This is a genomic window from Pseudomonas sp. GW823-FHT01D03 (genome assembly GCF_058798255.1).
In genome coordinates this window covers 2,869,053-2,886,509 of sequence record NZ_JBXAKK010000001.1, presented here as the reverse complement: position 1 = coordinate 2,886,509, position 17,457 = coordinate 2,869,053, and the positions used below count along the sequence as shown (strand labels likewise).

General features: G+C 59.2%; 14 protein-coding genes. 4 read left to right on the top strand and 10 right to left on the bottom strand.

The annotated features are described in order from the left end of the window. Positions 1–166: 166 nt before the first annotated feature. The 10 genes from AC1RBR_RS12545 to AC1RBR_RS12500 form a co-directional block, all read right to left on the bottom strand. Positions 167–1,627, bottom strand: a complete 1,461-nt coding sequence (locus tag AC1RBR_RS12545; protein ID WP_095135560.1) for an efflux transporter outer membrane subunit — start codon at positions 1,625–1,627, stop codon at positions 167–169. Next, positions 1,624–4,731 (bottom strand): efflux RND transporter permease subunit, encoded by a 3,108-nt coding sequence (locus AC1RBR_RS12540; RefSeq protein ID WP_492564679.1) that lies wholly within the window; start codon positions 4,729–4,731, stop codon positions 1,624–1,626. The genes AC1RBR_RS12545 and AC1RBR_RS12540 overlap by 4 nt, the downstream gene beginning before the upstream one ends. A 142-nt stretch (positions 4,732–4,873) precedes the next feature. Further along, entirely contained in the window at positions 4,874–7,975 is a 3,102-nt protein-coding gene (locus AC1RBR_RS12535) for an MdtB/MuxB family multidrug efflux RND transporter permease subunit (RefSeq protein WP_492564677.1), read from the bottom strand. Beyond that, on the bottom strand, positions 7,972–9,279 hold the full coding sequence (locus AC1RBR_RS12530; RefSeq protein ID WP_027613731.1) for an MdtA/MuxA family multidrug efflux RND transporter periplasmic adaptor subunit: 1,308 nt from the start codon (positions 9,277–9,279) through the stop codon (positions 7,972–7,974). Before AC1RBR_RS12530 ends, AC1RBR_RS12535 begins: the two co-directional genes overlap by 4 nt. Before the next feature lie 175 nt (positions 9,280–9,454). Further along, a complete protein-coding gene (gene tpx, locus AC1RBR_RS12525) occupies positions 9,455–9,955 on the bottom strand; it encodes a thiol peroxidase (RefSeq protein WP_007968505.1) in 501 nt (166 codons plus the stop codon). A 232-nt stretch (positions 9,956–10,187) separates the two neighbouring features. Beyond that, positions 10,188–10,652 (bottom strand): hypothetical protein, encoded by a 465-nt coding sequence (locus AC1RBR_RS12520; RefSeq protein WP_492564676.1) that lies wholly within the window; start codon positions 10,650–10,652, stop codon positions 10,188–10,190. Continuing rightward, positions 10,639–11,076: a hypothetical protein gene (locus tag AC1RBR_RS12515; RefSeq protein WP_492564674.1), complete on the bottom strand. Its 438-nt coding sequence runs from the start codon at positions 11,074–11,076 to the stop codon at positions 10,639–10,641. Before AC1RBR_RS12515 ends, AC1RBR_RS12520 begins: the two co-directional genes overlap by 14 nt. 36 nt (positions 11,077–11,112) lie before the next feature. Further along, the gene (locus tag AC1RBR_RS12510; RefSeq protein WP_492564672.1) at positions 11,113–11,337 is read right to left on the bottom strand and encodes a hypothetical protein; all 225 of its coding nucleotides are present in this window, start codon (positions 11,335–11,337) and stop codon (positions 11,113–11,115) included. Further along, positions 11,337–11,840, bottom strand: a complete 504-nt coding sequence (locus AC1RBR_RS12505; RefSeq protein WP_492564670.1) for a PAAR domain-containing protein — start codon at positions 11,838–11,840, stop codon at positions 11,337–11,339. Before AC1RBR_RS12505 ends, AC1RBR_RS12510 begins: the two co-directional genes overlap by 1 nt. A 248-nt stretch (positions 11,841–12,088) precedes the next feature. Continuing rightward, a complete protein-coding gene (locus AC1RBR_RS12500; RefSeq protein ID WP_123587949.1) occupies positions 12,089–12,457 on the bottom strand; it encodes a DUF6124 family protein in 369 nt (122 codons plus the stop codon). Positions 12,458–13,014: 557 nt separating this feature from the next. Between AC1RBR_RS12500 and AC1RBR_RS12495 the strand changes: the two genes are divergently transcribed. The 4 genes from AC1RBR_RS12495 to AC1RBR_RS12480 all read left to right on the top strand — a co-directional run bounded on the left by AC1RBR_RS12495 (position 13,015) and on the right by AC1RBR_RS12480 (position 17,449). Next, positions 13,015–13,440, top strand: a complete 426-nt coding sequence (locus AC1RBR_RS12495) for a YciI family protein (protein ID WP_492564667.1) — start codon at positions 13,015–13,017, stop codon at positions 13,438–13,440. 338 nt (positions 13,441–13,778) lie between these two features. Further along, a complete protein-coding gene (locus AC1RBR_RS12490; protein ID WP_095135550.1) occupies positions 13,779–14,570 on the top strand; it encodes a hypothetical protein in 792 nt (263 codons plus the stop codon). Between the two features lie 10 nt (positions 14,571–14,580). Then, positions 14,581–16,032, top strand: a complete 1,452-nt coding sequence (locus AC1RBR_RS12485; protein ID WP_492564666.1) for a DUF1254 domain-containing protein — start codon at positions 14,581–14,583, stop codon at positions 16,030–16,032. A gap of 13 nt (positions 16,033–16,045) precedes the next feature. Continuing rightward, positions 16,046–17,449, top strand: a complete 1,404-nt coding sequence (locus tag AC1RBR_RS12480) for a DUF1254 domain-containing protein (protein ID WP_492564664.1) — start codon at positions 16,046–16,048, stop codon at positions 17,447–17,449. Positions 17,450–17,457 lie beyond the last annotated feature (8 nt).

Here is a 17,457-nt window from a genome sequence, read left to right as displayed (position 1 = left end):
CTGACAAAGTAATCATTTTGCCATCAAGCCGATGAAACGCTTGTTTGATGGTTTTTCGAGGCTCTGGAACAACCATCACAACCTGTAAGAGCTGCGGCAAGCTGCGATCTTTTGACCTTGCTTTTAAAGATCAAAAGATCGCAGCGTGCCGCAACTCCTACACAGGTTATTCGGTGGCCAGTTGTCCGTCCCAGCCGCCACCCAGCGCTGCAATCAATTGCACGCTGGCAATCAGGCGGCTCTGCAGAATGTTCAGCACAGTCCGCTCGTTGCTCAGCGCCGTGGCTTGCACCACGACCACGTCGATGTAGGCAATCAACCCGGCCTTGTACTGATTCTGGGTCAGGCGCAGCGAATCGCGCGCGGCATCCAGTGCTTCCTGACGCACCGCCGCCTCGTCTTCATAAACTTTCAATTGCACCAGATAGTTTTCCACTTCACGGAAGCCATCGAGTACGGTCTGGCGATACTTGGCGACGGTCTGATCGTACGCCGCCTCGGTGCGATCAACTTCGGCCGAACGGATGCCACCGTCGAATATCGGCAAGTTCAGTTTCGGCCCGACCGACCAGAAACGGTTAGGTAGCGTTAAGAGATTTTTCGAGGTACTGCTGCTGTAGCCGCCGCTCATGCTCAAGGTCAGATCGGGGTAGTACGCCGCTTTGGCCACGCCGATATTGGCGTTGGCGGCGATCACCGAGCGCTCCGCCGAGGCAATGTCCGGGCGGCGTTCCAGCAGTTGCGACGGCAGGCTCAGGGGAATCTGCGGTAGATTCGGGATGTTCTGGGTTTCGGCGATGCTGAATTCGGCCGGCGCCTGCCCGGTGAGCACGGCGATGGCATTTTCAAACTGCGCCCGCTGCCAGATCAGGTCGACCAGATCGGCCTGAGTGGTTTTCAACTGGGTTTGCGCCTGCGCCACCGCATCACGCCCGGAAATCCCCGCGCGGTACTGGTTCTGGGTCATTTGCAGGGATTTTTCGTAGGCCGCGACGGTGGCTTCAAGCAGGCGTTTCTGCTGGTCGATGACCCGCAGTTGCAAGTAGTTCTGCACCAACTCCGACTGCTGGCTCAGGCGCATCGCGGCCAGATCGGCGAAGCTCGCCTGGGCGCTGGCCTCGTTGGCTTCCAGGCCTCGGCGCAATTTGCCCCAGATATCCGCTTCCCAACTCACGCCCAACTGCGCGTTGTAGGTATCGCGAATACCGCTGGCAGAACTGCTCAGGCTTGAGCTGCTGCTGCCGGTGCCTTGGCTGGAGCGGGTCTTGCCCACGCTCAGGTCGACACTGGGATAAAACGCCCCACGGGCGCTGCGCACCAAGGCCTGGGCTTGACGGAACTGCGCTTCGGATTGCGCGACAGTCTGGTTGGAACTGTTAAGTTTTTCGATCAGGCCATTGAGCTGCTGATCGCCATACAACTCCCACCAGGCGCCGCGCGCCAGCGAGTCGCTCGGATTGGCCTGACGCCAGCCTTCGGCCTCTTTGTATTGCGCGACCTCGGCGGTCTGCGGACGCTGATAGTCCGGGCCGACGGCGCAGGCACTGAGCATCGCCACGCACAGCGACAGGCTCAACAAGCGCGAACCGCGCGCAGTGGCCAGATTGAGAAGCGAACGGTCAGTCATAGCGGAGTTTCCAGAGCGGCGTCAGTACGCACGCCGCGCCACTTGTTGAAGCGGTGGCGCAGCTTGTCGAGATAGAGGTAAACCACAGGCGTGGTGTAAAGGGTCAATACCTGGCTGAAGATCAGGCCGCCGATGATGGTCAGGCCCAACGGCTGGCGCATTTCTGCGCCTTCCGCGCGGCCGAGCAGCAACGGCAAGGCGCCGAGGATGGCCGCCAGGGTGGTCATCAGAATCGGCCGCAGCCGTTGCAGGCAGGCGCTGCGGATCGACTCCAGCGGCGACAGGCCCTGATGGCGCTCCAGTTGCAGCGCCAGATCGATCATCAGGATCGCGTTTTTCTTCACCACCCCGATCAACAGGAACAATCCGAGCAGCGAGATCAGGCTGAACTCGCCGCCCAGCGCATAGATCGACAGCAACGCACCGACCCCGGCCGACGGCAAGGTCGAAAGGATCGTCAACGGGTGAATGTAGCTTTCATACAGCACACCGAGCACCAGATACACCGCCAGCAGCGCACCGAGGATCATGAATGGCTGACTCTTCTGCGTGGCGGCAAACGCATCGGCGGTGCCGGCCATTTTCGCGATCACGTCTTCCGGCAGACCGACCTTGGCAATCGCCCGCTCGATCGCGGCACTGCCCTGCTCCACGGTCACGCCTTCGGCCATGTCAAACGCGATGCTTTCGGAAGCGAACTGGCCTTCGTGGCTGACACGGTCGTCTTCCAGGCTGTTTTCGTAATGGGCGATGGTCGACAACGGAATCCGCGCACCGTCAGCGGTAATCACCTGCACCTGATTGAGCGTCACCGGATCCTGCGCGTATTTAGGATTGACCTCCATCACCACCTGATACTGGTTGAGGCTGTCGTAGATCGTCGAAATCTGCCGCTGGCTGTAGGCGTTGTTCAACACCGCCGTGACCATGTTCATGTCGACTCCCAGGCGCTTGGCCTGATCACGGTCGACAATCAACGTCACCTGCTGCGCGCCACGGCCCTCGCGGGCGTCGATTGCAGTCAGCTCGGGCAGTGCGCGCAGCGCGGTCACCACTTTCGGGTACCACTCGCGCAACGCCCCCAGATCGCCGCTTTGCAGGATGTAGCTGTATTGCGAGGTGGTCTGCTCGCGGCCACCACCGAACTGCAGGTCCTGATCCGCCATCAGCATCAACTGGGCGCCGGGCACCTTGGGCATTTCCTTGCGCAGGCGTTCGATGACTTTCTGCGCCGACAGGTTGCGTTCCTTGATCGGCTTCAGCCGTACCAGCATGAACGCGTTGTTGGTGCCGTTGGTGCCGCCGATAAACCCGGCGACGCTATCCACTGCTTCGTCCTTGAGCACGGCGCGGCGGAAGGTTTCCATTTTCGGCTGCATCACGCTGAACGACAGACCGTCGTCACCCCGGACGAAACCGATCAACTGGCCGGTGTCCTGCTGCGGCATGAACGTCTTCGGCACCACCACGTACAGCGCAACGTTGACCCCGACCGTGATGATCAGACTGAGCAAGGTCAGACGCCGATGGCGCAGCACCCAATCGAGGCTGGTCGCATATTTGCCGACCATCCAGTCGTTGGTCCGGCGGCTCCAGCGTTGCAAACGGTTTTCCTGGCCCGGCGTGTGCGGCTTGAGCCAGCGCGCGCAGAGCATCGGAGTCAGCGTCAGCGAGACCACCAGCGAGACCACGATGGCTGCTGCCAGGGTGATGGAAAACTCGCGGAACAGGCTCTCGACAATCCCGCCCATGAACAGGATCGACAGGAACACCGCCACCAGCGACACGTTCATCGACAGCAAGGTGAAACCGACTTCCTTGGCCCCGAGATAGGCAGCCTGCATCGGCTTGACGCCTTCGTCGATGTGCCGGGAGATGTTCTCCAGCACCACGATGGCATCGTCCACCACCAGTCCGGTAGCCAGAATCAGCGCCATCAGCGACAAGTTGTTCAGCGAGAAGCCATAGAGGTACATCACCGCAAAGGTGCCGACCAGCGACACCGGCACTGCCAGCGTCGGAATCAGCGAGGCGCGGAAATTCCCGAGAAACAGGAACACCACCAGAATCACCAGCGCCACGGCGATCAGCAGGGTCATTTCCGCTTCGTGCAGCGTGGCCTTGATCACCGGCGAGCGATCCATCGCCAGGTTCAGCTTGACGCTGGCCGGCAGTACCGCCTGCAACGCCGGCAACTGCGCCTTGATCTCGTTGACCGTCTCGATGATGTTGGCGCCGGCCTGGCGGTTGATCACCAGCAGCACCGCCGCGTCATCGTTGAAGAAGCCGCTGTTGTAACGGTCTTCGACGCCGTCGCTGACCTTGGCCACGTCCTTCAGACGCAGGGCCGCACCGTCCTTGTAATGGATGATCAGCGACTCGTAATCCTTGGCTTTCTCCAACTGGTCGTTGGCCTGGATCTGCCACAGGCGCTCGCCGTCTTCGACCGAGCCCTTGGGCCGGCGCACGTTGGCCCCGGCGATGGTCTCTCGCACATCGTCGAGCGCCACGCCGTACTGGTTCAGCGCCTGCGGTTCAAGTTCGATACGCACCGCCGGCAACGAACTGCCGCCGATCTGCACCTCACCGACACCCTGCACCTGGGACAGGCTCTGCGAGAGGATGGTCGAGGCCAGGTCATAGAGCTGGCCTTTTTCCAGCACGTCCGACGTCAGCGACAGCACCATGATCGGCGCCTGCGACGGGTTGACCTTCTTGTAGGTCGGCATGCTGCGCATCCCGCTCGGCAACAGGTTGCGCGAAGCATTGATCGCCGCCTGCACTTCCCGCGCCGCGCCGTTGATGTCACGGTCGAGGTCGAATTGCAGAATGACCCGGGTCGAACCCTGGCTGGAGCGGCTACTCATGGTGTTAACGCCGGCAATCGCGCCGAACGACCGCTCCAGCGGCGTCGCCACCGTGGACGCCATGACCTCGGGACTGGCGCCGGGCAGACTGGCCTGGACCACGATCACCGGGAAGTCCATTTGCGGCAGCGGCGACACCGGCAACAGACCGAAACTGACACCGCCCAGCAGCATGATCGCCAGACTCAGGAGCATGGTCGCGACCGGGCGCTTGATGAAAGGACCGGAGAGGTTCATTGACCAAGATCCTTACTTTCACCGCACTCCCCTGTAGGAGTGAGCCCGCTCGCGATGAGGTCGGCACATTCAATATCGGTAGGGACAGACACACCGCTATCGCGAGCAGGCTCACTCCTACAAGGGGTATGTGTACGGACAGTCATACCGAAACCTCTTCGCGGTCAGCATTGGTCTTGCCAAAGCGCCGGCCGAGACGGTCGAAATACAGGTAGATCACCGGCGTGGTGAACAGAGTCAGTACCTGGCTCACCAGCAAGCCGCCGACCATCACCAGACCCAGTGGCTGACGCAATTCAGCCCCGGAACCGGTGGCGAGCATCAACGGCACCGCGCCGAACAGCGCCGCCAGCGTGGTCATCAGAATCGGCCGGAAGCGCAGCAGCGCCGCCTGATAGATCGCCTGCTCCGGCGCCATGCCCTGGGTGCGTTCGGCGTCGAGGGCGAAGTCGATCATCATGATCGCGTTCTTCTTGACGATACCGATCAGCAGGATGATGCCGATGATCGCGATCATGCCCAGGTCATTGCCGCTGAGCAGCAACGCGAGCAAGGCTCCCACCGCCGCCGACGGCAGGGTCGAGAGAATGGTGATCGGGTGGATGTAACTTTCGTAAAGCACGCCGAGCACGATGTACATGGTCACCACCGCCGCCAGAATCAGCAGCAAAGTGCTCGACAGCGAGGCCTGAAACGCTTCGGCCGCACCCTGGAACTGGGTCTGCACGCCAATCGGCATGCCGATGTCCTGCTGCACCTGTTCGATGATGTCCACCGCATGCCCCAGCGCCACGCCGGATGCGAGGTTGAACGACATCATCACGGCGGGGAACTGGCCGATGTGGGTGATTGCCAGTTGCGCCTGACGTTCCTCGACATGGGCCAGGCTCGACAGGCGCACTTGCGCACCGTCAGTGGTCTTGACGTGAATCTGATCCAGCGCCGCCGGGCCGATCTTTTCCCCGGCCTGTGCCTGCAGCACCACGCGATACTGGCTGGCCTGGGTGTAAATGGTCGAGATCTGCCGCTGGCCGAAGGCGTCATACAACGCATCGGTAATGTTCTGCACCGACACACCGAGGCGCGAAGCCGCATCGCGGTCGATCACCAGATAGACCTGCAAACCCTTGTCCTGCAAATCGCTGGCGACGTCGGTCAGCTCCGGACGCTGGGCCAGTGCCTCGACCAGACGCCCGCTCCACTGGCTGAGCAGTTCAGAATCCGGCGAGGACATACTGAATTGGTACTGGGTACGGCTGACCCGATCCTCGATGGTCAAATCCTGCACCGGCTGCATGAACAGGCGGATGCCGACCAGTTTGTCCAGTTGCGGTTGCAGGCGCGCGATCACTTCGGTGGCGCTCAGGTCACGCTGGCCGTGGGGCTTGAGGTTGATCAACAGACGACCGCTGTTGAGCGTGGCGTTGTCGCCGTCGACGCCGATGTAGGACGACAGGCTCTCCACCGCCGGATCTTCGAGAATCACCTTGGCCAGCGCCTGCTGACGCTCGCCCATGGCCGCGAAGGAAATCGACTGCGGCGCTTCGGAGATCCCCTGGATCACCCCGGTGTCCTGCACCGGGAAAAAGCCCTTGGGCACCACCATATATAGGAACACCGTCAGCGCCAGCGTACCGATAGCCACCAACAGGGTCAGCGGCTGGTGTTTGAGTACCCACTGCAACTTGCGCCCGTAGGCGGCGATCATCCAGTCGATGAAGCCGCCGCTGGCCCGGTAAAAGCGGCCCTGCTCGTGGGCTTCCGGCTCACGTTTGAGCAAGCGCGCGCACATCATCGGCGTCAGGGTCAGCGAGACCACCAGGGAAATCAGGATCGCTACCGCCAGAGTGATGGCGAACTCGCGGAACAGCCGTCCGACCACGTCAGCCATGAACAGCAGTGGAATCAGTACCGCGATCAGCGACAGGGTCAGGGAGATCAGGGTGAAGCCGATCTGCTTCGCGCCTTTGAGCGCCGCCTGCATCGGGCTGTCACCCTCCTCGATGAAGCGCGCGATGTTTTCCAGCATCACAATCGCATCGTCGACCACAAAACCGGTGGCGATGGTCAGCGCCATCAAGGTCAGATTGTTGACCGAGAACCCGGCGAGATACATCACGCCAAACGTGCCGATCAGCGACAGCGGCACCGCCACCGACGGGATGATCGTCGCGCTGGCACGCCGCAAAAACAGGAACGTCACCATCACCACCAGCGCAATGGCGATCAGCAGTTCGTGCTGCACGTCAGTCACCGAGGCGCGGATGGTCTGGGTGCGGTCGGTGAGCACGGTAACGTCGAGGCCGGCCGGAAGGTTATCGGTGATGCTCGGCAGCAACGCCTTGATCCGGTCGACCACCTCGATCACGTTGGCGCCCGGCTGACGCTGGATATTGAGCAGCACTGCCTGATTCTGGTTGGCCCACGCGGCGAGACGTTCGTTCTCCGCGCCATCGACGATTTCCGCCACATCCTTCAGACGCAACGGCGCGCCGTTCTTGTAGGCGAGGATCAGGTTGGCGTAGTCCTTGGGCGACGTCAGCTGGTCGTTGGCATCGAGCATCGAGACCCGGGTCGGGCCGTCGAAGTTACCTTTTGGCTGGTTGACGTTGGACGCGCCGATCAGCGTGCGCACGTCTTCAAGGTTCAGGCTGTTCGCCGCGAGGGCTTCCGGGTTGACCTTGATCCGCACCGCCTGCCGCTGACCGCCGGCAATGCTGACCATGCCGACGCCGCTGATCTGGGCGATCTTCTGCGCCATGCGCGTATCGACCAGATCATTAAGCTTGGGCAGGAGCATGGTTTTCGAGGTGATCGCCAGGGTCAGCACCGGGGTATCCGCCGGGTTGACCTTGTTGTACACCGGCGGCGCCGGCAAATCGGTCGGCAGCAGATTGGTCGCGGCGTTGATCGCGGCCTGCACCTGCTGTTCGGCGACGTCCATGTTGATGTCGAGGCTGAAACGCAGGGTCAGCACCGAAGCGCCGCCGGAGCTGGTCGAGGCCATTTGCGTCAGGCCCGGCATCTGCCCGAACTGACGTTCGAGCGGCGCGGTGACGGCACTGGTCATCACGTCCGGACTGGCGCCGGGGTACAGGGTCATGACGCGAATGGTCGGATAATCGACCTGCGGCAAGGCCGAGACCGGCAGCAGGCGATAGGCAATCAGGCCGGCCAGCACAATGGCCAGCATGCTCAGGGTAGTGGCTACCGGACGGAGGATGAACAGCCGCGAAATGTTCATGCGCCCTTCTTGGCCTTGTCAGCCGCGGCGGCGTCCGGTGCACTGGCGGCGGGTTTGCCCTGCAGGTGCCCGGTCGGGGTGGTCGGCACGTCATTGCTGTCGTTGACCACTTCCACTTCGCTGCCTTCCTTCAGGCGGTCGGTGCCTTCCAGCACCACGCGATCGCCCGCGGCGAGGCCTTCGGTGACCACGGTGTTGGTGCCGTCACTGGCGCCGATCTTCAGTTGGCGGATGGTGACTTTCTTGTCGCCGTCCAATGCGTAAACGAACGTGCCGTTGGTGCCGAACTGAATCGCCGCCGACGGTGCCAGTACCACGCCTTTCAAGGTATCGGCCAGCAGATGGACGTTGACGAACTGATTGGGGAACAGCGACTGGTCGCGGTTATCGTAACGGGCCTTGAATTTCAGGGTGCCGGTGGCGACGTCGATCTGGTTGTCGAGGCTTTGCAGCACGCCGCTGGCCTGGATCTTGGTATCGCCGCGATCCCATGCCTCGGCCGGGAGTTTGGCGCCGCTGTGGTAGCGCGCCAATACGGTTTCGAGGCTGTTTTCCGGCAGGGTGAAGACCACGCTGATCGGTTGGGTCTGAGTGATGACCGCAAGGAACGTGGTGTCGTTGGCGGCGACGAGGTTGCCGACGTCGACCTGACGCAGGCCGACGCGACCGGCAATCGGTGCGCGGATCTTGGTGAATTCGAGATTGAGCTTGGCGTCGTTGACCGCCGCCTGATTGGTCTTGACCGTGCCCAGGTACTGGCCGACCAGCGCTTCGGCGGTGTCCAGGGTCTGCTTGGCGATGCTGTCTTCCTTGTACAGACCGCGATAACGCTCGACGTCGACCTGTGCGTTTTTCAACTGCGCCTGATTCTGCAGCAAGGTGCCTTCAGCCTGGAGCAAGGCGTTCTGGTACGGACGCGGATCGATCTCTGCCAGCAGGTCGCCAGCCTTGACCATCTGCCCTTCCTCGAAGTTGATCTTCACCAGTTCACCGCCGACCCGGCTGCGCACATTGATGGTGTTGAGCGCGGTCACCGTCCCCAGTGCCTTGTAATACAGCGGGAAGTCCCCCGTGACCGCCGGCGCCACCCGCACCGGAATCGGCCCGGCCGCGCCGCCGAAGCCCGGCCGCATCATCCCCGAACGTCCGGCGTGGCCGCTCGCCGCCTTGTCGGCGCCCTCCTTGTGGGCCGAACCGGCGGGCCAGAATTTCCAGCACAAAACGGCGATGACCAACAGGACGAGCAGGCTGATTAGCCAGCGACGGGAATTGCGAGGGGACGATTGCATGGATTGATTAACCATTGGGCGCGTGGGCTTCTTTTACGGGAGGCTGAACGATAAGCACTGATCGGATTTAAGCAAAGCAGCTTTACCGGCAATTTACCTTCAACTTACGTTTCAAGGTGTGAGGCAAAACACTGATACACAAATGAAAACGGCCTGGACAGGGCCAGGCCGTTAACAATTGTAAAAGCGCTTATTTCAGAACGGCGAGTGCTGCGTCGTAGTTCGGCTCTTCAGCGATTTCCTTGACCAGTTCGCTGTGCAGAACGTTGTCGTTCTCGTCCAGCACTACCACGGCGCGGGCGGTCAGGCCTTTGAGCGGGCCGTCAGCGATGGCTACGCCGTAGTTTTCGATGAACTCGGCACCGCGCAGGGTCGACAGGTTCTGCACGTTTTCCAGGCCTTCGGCGCCGCAGAAGCGGGCCTGGGCGAATGGCAGGTCAGCCGAGATGCACAGCACCACGGTGTTGGCCAGTTCGTTGGCCTGAGCGTTGAACTTGCGTACCGAAGTGGCGCAGGTCGGGGTATCAACGCTTGGGAAGATGTTCAGCACTTTGCGCTTGCCGGCAAAGTCTTTCAGGGTGACGTCGGACAGATTGCCGGCAACCAGGGAAAAGGCTGGCGCCTTGGAACCGGCTTGTGGCAACTGGCCGTTGACTTGAACCGGGTTGCCTTTGAGGGTGACTTGAGCCATGACTTTAGTCCTTCTTAACGTGGTTATTGAGCATGCAAGTGGCCGAAGTTAACCACGAAATTGTCCGACGACCTATGCCCTGACAGAAAATTGTCAGGGGCCTGCGCAAAAAATTGTATACAACCCAAGCCCCCCCCGGTAGGAGCTGCCGCAGGCTGCGATCTTTTGACTTTACCTTTTCATCAAGATCAAAAGATCGCAGCTTCGTTTCACCGACAGCTAAAAGAATTGGTCAGTCGGGCATGGATCGGATGATGTCGGCTAGATCATCCTTGGTTAGTTCATTGGCCTTGATAGCAGCGGCAATATCGGTTTTGGAGAGCGGAAACCGTTTGAAAATTTCTTTCAAGGTTTCCTCATCAACATTGGCCAGCCAGAGCGGGTCTATAAACGAACCGCCATACTCAGGCTTCATGGGTACTTCTTCGTGTGCAATTGCACCTTTATGATTGAGATACACCACATAACGGTCATGCCCTTCAGGAAAGCTTTTATCGTGATAAAGGGTAGTACCCAAAGGCAGGACATAGTAATTCTCGTCGCCATTTGGCCCTTCAATCAGCAACGGTTCTTTAGTTTTGATCATTTTCATATTGTGCCCCTTCGCAATATCGCCAAAAATCAGAAAAGCCAAAAAAATCGCATTGACGGATAAAACTGCCACCAGCCATAGGCCAAGACGTCTATTTGTAAACATTTTTCTTATCATAGGGAGCCTCGGTATTCGCTTCCAGCATGGCTTGTAAATCCGCAGGCATGAAAATACCGTCCTTCGGACTACTTTGCGTACGCGCTGCCTGTCTTTCGATGAAAGAAAGACCTCGCATCTCATTGAATTTCGCCGGATTCTGCACAATTGACTTTCCGGAAACCTTTGCTCCTGCAATTGTCACGGTTGTGCAGTTATTCGTTGTCGGATGATAGTTCGATGGCAAGACATACCGAGCTGATGAGGCAGTCTTTTTTCGCTGTTCTTTTTGCTGGGCGACAATGCCGTCGAAATGAGCGATCACAGCCTCGGCTTTTGCATTTTCCAAAAAATAAACAAAACCTGTTGTTGTACGCCCCAAACTGTTTTCACCAGAGATATACGCTTTGAAGGACGTCCAGACGTTCAACACGCCTTCGCCCTCGCTATCGAACGTGCCCCAGGTTTTTCAATAGCGACCAAAGTCATAAGTAATGTCTTTGCTACCGACCACCACGTGTAAAGCCGCGTGCCCGAAAGGATGTTCTTCTTTATCGCGAGTGTAGGGACCACCCACCAGCACTTCCATATACGCACCGGATACGACCACCTGATTGGTTTTTGTGGTTTTCCCTGGTGCGCCTGTATTTTTTGCTGCCTGGGTTGTGCTGGTAGTTTTAGTAGACTGAACCATTAAAGATGTTCCGTATCTTCAAGTTTCGGAAACTTTATGCTACAACTCCCCCTGGGAATATTTGCAACATGCACAAAGCCATTTTCGTCGAGGACGCCAGTCATCAAGGTTCCATCGGGAAGCGTCAATTCATACGCCTCGTTGGCTACAGGTTCATCTCTTTGATTAAGCAACTGAAACTCGACGAAAGTCTTTTCTTTCAGAAACTGCGAGAAGAAGCTGGCGGGAGCACTACCAGAATCACCGACGAAGGTGTCGGGTGATCCAGCAGTAATCATCGCTCCACATGCCGTTTGGGAACCGACATGGGCAACGTCCTTTCCCAACCCAAAAACATGGGGGGCGCCCGTTGTTATAGGATTACTGCCGTGAATCGGGCAGGAATAGATATCTCCTACCAAAGCTACGGGAGTCGAATTAACAAAAATGGGACTTGATCCAGTGGTGATATTTCCACCGTGACTACCTGGATCTCCGAGCCTTGCGACTGGCTTTCCTGCCATCGTTTCTCTCCATTGAATATCACGACCTGCGGATGTTACCCGATCTTGTTCTGGAAAACAGGGTATCCATGGCACCTCCGGACTGGATAGAAAATACGACCGGCTAGAGTCTTTTTTGGTTGGTCGTTGACCGTTCCAACGCGCGGCAAAGGAATGTAACAAGAGAGCTATGCGCGCCAACTCACGAATCTGACGCAGAGCGTCAAGGGCTACATTGCTTTGCTGGGCGCGGGAAGGATCATGATCAATCAGTCTTTAAGTTCTACGTGATCCAGTGCTTGATTTACCGCTAATTCGCCCAGCATGACGACCTGAGCAATACCCAGTGCTGTTTTGCGCTGGGAAGTTTCCAGCGAGGCAGCGAAGTTGATGAGCATCTCGCTGGCCGAGCCGAGGGTTTCGCTGGCGTTGGCTAGAAGAGATTCGGTGTTGTACCTGGGATTGGCGAGGTACATGGATTCCGGTTCGTTGGCGCTAGACATGATACGGGCGGCGGGATTGAGGTAGTAGTCGAGGGCGCGGTCGGCGGCTTCGTGGAGTTTTTTACTGTCGACTGAGGCGTAAGGGGTTGTGGTGTCGGCGCCTGATTCTGGGGGGTTAGGTGTTGGTTTTTTCATGGTGTAACTCCACTGAATAGTCGGAGCTGCCCCCTTCGGTTTCCGGACGAAGAGGTGGCAGCTGTACGCAGGTTGGAAACCCGGGCAGCGGCGACCCGGACGACCCGAAGGTCCCCCGCGCACAGCCGCCATAACGGAGTGCACACATTCGAAGTGCGCAAGGATACGTTATGAAAGGCGTGTACGCGCCACTAATAACCGTCGGGGTTTCCAGTCCCGGTCGCTGAATTGGCAGCGACGAACACAGGCTAGAGACCCGACGTCCGACGGACAACCTGAAAACCTTGTGGGAACGTTCCGCAAAATCGAAACAACTTTTAAACATCCTGAATTGAAATACGCACTGGGAGCTGCCGAAGGCTGTAATTTTTTGATGTTGGTTTTTAACGACAGGAGCAAAGATCGCAGCTTGCGGCAGCTCCTGCATTGGCAGTTGCAGTGTGTCGGATTGCGTTTGTTAAAACGCCGGACTGCATCTTTTATTCAGAGACCTGTCGATTCACGCCCCTCCCGTTCGACTAAGCAGTGAATCAACCCCATTCCCTGGAGAAACCACCATGCGATTCATGATCCTTGTCAAAGCCAGCGCCGATTCCGAAGCCGGCATCATGCCCAGTGAAGAGCTGATCACCGCCATGGGCAACTTCAACGAAGAACTGGTCAAGGCCGGCATCCTCATCGACGCCGATGGCCTGCACCCGAGCAGCAAAGGCGCGCGCGTGCATTTCTCCGGCGACAAGCGCACGGTCATCGACGGCCCGTTCATCGAGACCAAGGAGCTGGTGGCCGGCTACTGGATCTGGGAAGTGAAATCCAAGGAAGAAGCCATCGAATGGGTCAAGCGTTGCCCGAACCCGATGCCGGGCGAATCGGATATCGAGATCCGCCAGATCTTCTCTGCCGAGGATTTCGGCGCCGAGTTCACGCCTGAGGCGCGGGCGCAGGAAGAACGTGTTCGCGAACAAGCGAAGAAAAATGCCTGATCCCATGCCGCGTTGAATTTGAAATTGCCATCGCGGGCAAGCCACGCTCCCACCGGCATTGAGTCGGTCACAGGATTTGTGAACGCTTCAATACCTGTGGGAGCGTGGCTTGCCCGCGAAAGCGTTATCACTGCCGCCACACATCTAACTGATCAGTTCATCACTCGACTGCGAAGCCGTACACAAAACCAAAGAATTAATCCATTCGACTGGCTAACTCCCCGTTAGCTGCTAGCGTCATTCAGACGTGTCCTACGGGCTTGATAAAAAAGGGAATACGTCCAACGGCCGAGAAGCGCCGGGACCTCCATGCAGTAGCCACCAGGGAAACGGGGATCATGTCGAAAAAATTGGGGATTCACGCCTTGCTGCTGGCGAGTTCGCTGGCGCCTGTGGTTTGTGCCTTTGCGAATAACGCCGAAGAGGCCAACAAAAGCAACAATCCGCTGAACCTGGCGCCCGGCGCCAACCTGCAGGATTACTACACGCCGAAGCTGTTCGACAGCAATCTGCACACCAACGATGCGTTGCTGCGCGGCACGTTGCCGATTGCGCCCAACGACTTCATCGGTGTGCCGCAACTGCTGCGCGCAACAATGCCGATCAGCACCCGCCCCGATCCGCGCGGCGGCTACAGCACCGGCATCGGCGATCTCAACCTGTTCGACATCTTTCTGCTCAAGACCGACGGCGTGCAGTTGGGTATCGGCCCGCAGATCACCGCGCCGACCGCTGCCGAGGATGAACTGGGCACCGGCAAGTGGCAGGCCGGCCTGGCTGCGGTGGCGATCGATTCGTCACCGCGCGGCCTGCTCGGTGCGCTGGTGCAATACCAGAGCTCGTTCGCCGGCGACCACGACCGAGCGCATGTCGAAACCGCAACCCTGCAGCCGTTCATCATTCATAACCTCGACAAGGGCTGGTACCTGCGCTCCACCGGCACCTGGACGTTCGATCTGAAAAACAACACTCACTACATCCCGATCGGTCTGGGTGCGGGCAAGGTCTGGAAGTCCGGCAGCAACATTCTCAACGCCTTCCTCGAACCGCAATGGACCGTCGAACGCAAAGGCGATGGTGTGCCGCAGTTCACCCTGTTCGCCGGGATCAACGTGACATTCGGAAAATAAGGACATCGCCATGCACATCGCTTTGCGCGCCGCCGGTTTCAGCCTGATGACCCTGTTCGCCAGCTGCGGCGTCGGTGCTCAGGCGCTCGACACCCGTATCGGCAAGATCGCCATGGAGGGCGAACTGCCGGCGCATGAGTCGATCGCCAAACTCTACGCCGAGCTGGATTTCCAGCAAGCGACCCAGAGTTACCTGTGGGCCTTGCCGCTGGTGTCCTACGCGCAGTGGCAGGAAGAATTTCGCGACAAGCTCGGCGCGCGCAGCGGCGATCTGATGGTGCTCGACAGCTACGAAGACAAGCTCGGCGTGATCACCGCCAACGCCACCACGCCGTACATTCTCGGTTTCGTCGACCTCAGCGAAACCGGGCCGCTGGTGATTGAACTGCCACCGGGACCGACCGCTGGCGGCATTGGCGATTTCTGGCAGCGGGCGATCATCGACATGGGTCAGACCGGCCCGGACAAAGGCCAGGGCGGCAAATATCTGGTGCTGCCACCGGGCGCGGAGCCACCGGCCGATGCCGACAAGTATTACTTGGCCAAATCGGAAACCATGAACGTGCTGGTGGGCTTCCGGGTGCTGGATCCGGATCCGGCCAAAGGCAAGGCGCTGGTCGAGAAATTCAAGATGTACCCGTACGCCAAACGTGCCGAGCCGAGCAAGACCCGCCTGCTGTCGCCTGACGGTAAAAAGTGGTCGGGCACCCAGCCGCGCGGCATCGCTTACTGGCAGCGGCTGCACCAGATCATCCAGAAAGAACCGGTCAATGAGCGTGATCGCTTCTACATGGCGATGCTCGCCAGTCTCGGCATCGAGAAGGACAAACCCTTCAACCCCAACACCCAGCAGCGTCAGGCCCTGGAGTCCGGCGCGCAGGTCGGTGAGCTGATCGCCAAGGCCAACACCTTTGCCAAGCGCTTTCCTCAGGCGCAGTACTGGCCCGACCGGCATTGGGACACGGTGCTGAACATCGCCGAACCGTCGCAGCGCGTGGCCTATTACGACCAGTTGTGGGAACGCAGCGCCTGGTTTTATGAAGCGGTGACCAACACCAAGGGCATGGTTTCCAAGACCCCGGGCCTCGGTCAGACCTACCTCGGTGCCTACACCGACGCCAAGGGTGACTGGCTCGACGGCGGCAAGACCTATCGCCTGCACGTCGGCGCCAACCCGCCGGCCAAGCAGTTCTGGTCGATGACCGTGTACGACATCGACAGCCGTTGCCTGATCGACAATCCGCAGCGCAAGGCCGACCTGTCTTCGCGCCAGGATCTGAAGAAAAACGCCGACGGCTCGGTAGACCTGTATTTCGGCCCGAGCGCACCCAAAGGCTTCGAAAACAACTGGGTGCAAACCGTGCCCGGAAAGCACTGGTTCAGCTACTTCCGCCTGTACGCGCCGACCGAAGCCTATTTCGACAAGAGCTGGAAACTCGACGACATCACGGTCGTGCAATGAATAAGGACGCCTCATGAACACACGCAAGCTATGGCTGACCGGCCTGACCCTCGCCTTGAGCAGCAGTGCCTGGGCCGATTTCAGCGCCAGCCCCGAAGAAGCCCGAGGCATCGCCAAGGACGCTTATCTGTATGGCTTCCCGGTAGTGGAAATGTACAAAACCCTGTACACCCAGGCCGTGGACAGCAAGAGCCCGAACTTCAAGGCACCGTTCAACCAGATCGGCAACACTGCCAAGGCCTTCACTGCCAAAGACACCGCGTTCGTCACGCCGAACGCCGACACGCCCTACTCGTTCGTCTGGATGGACTTGCGCAGCGAACCGCTGATCCTGACCTTGCCGCCGATCGAAGAGCACCGTTACTACTCGGTGCAACTGATCGACGCCTACACGCAGAACTTCGCTTACCTGGGTACCCGCAGCACCGGCAATAACGGTGGCCATTTCATGATCGCCGGGCCTGACTGGCAGGGTCAGCAACCGATCAACATCGACCGCCTGGTGCGCAGCGAAAGCAACATAGCCTACGCGCTGTACCGCACGCAGCTGTTCGACGAAAAAGATCTGGGCAAGGTCAAGCAGATCCAGAAAGGCTACAAAGTCGAGCCGCTGAGCAAATACGTGAAACAGAAAGCTCCGGCGCCGGCACCGAAAGTCAGTTGGCCGAAGCCGACGCCGACCATGAGTGAAACCCCGGATCTGTTCCGCTACCTGAACTTCATGCTCGCCTTCACTGCGCCGCAGGACGTCGAAAAAGACCTGCTCGCGCGCTTCGCCAAAATCGGCATCGGTGCCGGTCAGCCATTCGACCTGAAACAGCTCAGCGCCGAGCAACGCAAGGCCCTTGAAGACGGCATCAGTGACGCCAAGGCCGAATTCGCCGCGTTCAAGAAAGACAAGGTCGACACGCACGAAATCAGCAGCGGTGACCTGTTCGGCACCCGCGATCACCTCAAGGGCAATTACCTGTATCGCTACGCCGGCGCCAACATGGGCATTTTCGGCAACTCTGCCGAAGAGGCGAACTACATCGGTTATTTCGTCGACAAGGACGGCCAGCCGGTCGACGCGGCGAAACACGACTACACCCTGCATTTCGACAAGGGCGCCCTGCCCCCGGCCGACGCCTTCTGGTCGCTGACCATGTATGACGGCAAGAGCAAATTGCTGGTGGCCAACCCGCTCAATCGCTACCTGATCAACTCGCGGATGCTGCCCGACTTGAAGCTCGATGCCGACGGCGGGCTGACCCTCTACGTGCAGCACAAAAATCCCGGCAAGGACAAGCAGGCCAACTGGCTGCCGGCACCGGACGGGCCGTTCTACGGCGTGTTGCGCCTGTACCTGCCGAAACCGGAAGTGGCCAGCGGCGAATGGAAGATGCCGCTGCTCAACCCGGTCAACTCAAAACAATAAACGGAGCC

Bases quoted from the DNA above. Each gene is read 5' to 3' on its own strand.
- AC1RBR_RS12480 (WP_492564664.1), top strand. From the start codon at position 16,046: ATGAACACACGCAAGCTATGGCTGACCGGCCTGACCCTCGCCTTGAGC.
- AC1RBR_RS12520 (WP_492564676.1), bottom strand. From the start codon at position 10,652: ATGTTTACAAATAGACGTCTTGGCCTATGGCTGGTGGCAGTTTTATCC.
- AC1RBR_RS12500 (WP_123587949.1), bottom strand. From the start codon at position 12,457: ATGAAAAAACCAACACCTAACCCCCCAGAATCAGGCGCCGACACCACA.
- AC1RBR_RS12530 (WP_027613731.1), bottom strand. From the start codon at position 9,279: ATGGTTAATCAATCCATGCAATCGTCCCCTCGCAATTCCCGTCGCTGG.
- tpx (WP_007968505.1), bottom strand. From the start codon at position 9,955: ATGGCTCAAGTCACCCTCAAAGGCAACCCGGTTCAAGTCAACGGCCAG.
- AC1RBR_RS12485 (WP_492564666.1), top strand. From the start codon at position 14,581: ATGCACATCGCTTTGCGCGCCGCCGGTTTCAGCCTGATGACCCTGTTC.
- AC1RBR_RS12495 (WP_492564667.1), top strand. From the start codon at position 13,015: ATGCGATTCATGATCCTTGTCAAAGCCAGCGCCGATTCCGAAGCCGGC.
- AC1RBR_RS12535 (WP_492564677.1), bottom strand. From the start codon at position 7,975: ATGAACATTTCGCGGCTGTTCATCCTCCGTCCGGTAGCCACTACCCTG.
- AC1RBR_RS12545 (WP_095135560.1), bottom strand. From the start codon at position 1,627: ATGACTGACCGTTCGCTTCTCAATCTGGCCACTGCGCGCGGTTCGCGC.
- AC1RBR_RS12540 (WP_492564679.1), bottom strand. From the start codon at position 4,731: ATGAACCTCTCCGGTCCTTTCATCAAGCGCCCGGTCGCGACCATGCTC.
- AC1RBR_RS12490 (WP_095135550.1), top strand. From the start codon at position 13,779: ATGTCGAAAAAATTGGGGATTCACGCCTTGCTGCTGGCGAGTTCGCTG.
- AC1RBR_RS12510 (WP_492564672.1), bottom strand. From the start codon at position 11,337: ATGGTTCAGTCTACTAAAACTACCAGCACAACCCAGGCAGCAAAAAAT.
- AC1RBR_RS12505 (WP_492564670.1), bottom strand. From the start codon at position 11,840: ATGGCAGGAAAGCCAGTCGCAAGGCTCGGAGATCCAGGTAGTCACGGT.